We start from the raw sequence: 314 nt of genomic DNA on the forward strand, positions 1-314 counted from the left end.
AATAAGGAGAAAAATAAGTCAGGGTCTTTGTCTCGAAAGGCTTCAACTAATTCATGAAAAAAGGGATACGCCTCCTTCAGGGGCGTAGAAAACTCAAGCAATCGATCAATCATCATAGCTTCAGTAAGAAATGGGTATTTTGGTGCTCGGAAACTTTTCCATGTTTTGTATTCATAATGGTTGATGTTTGTACGATTTTTTAGCAAAAAGCGCCAGTTCTTTTTCAGTTTTTCTGTCTGGCTTTTCTGTCCTGCTTTACGAAGTTCATTCATTTCACGGATACGCAACTCATTGAACGCTTGATTCATGTGTTT

General features: G+C 37.9%; 1 protein-coding gene. It reads right to left on the bottom strand.

The genetic code is table 11. The features are described from left to right. Positions 1-314, bottom strand: a 314-nt coding sequence (locus ACI3E5_RS17660; protein WP_498822144.1) for a transposase, incomplete at both ends; no start/stop codon positions are given.

It is taken from the genome of Candidatus Enterococcus avicola (genome assembly GCF_047470845.1).
Classification (GTDB): domain Bacteria; phylum Bacillota; class Bacilli; order Lactobacillales; family Enterococcaceae; genus Enterococcus_D; species Enterococcus_D casseliflavus.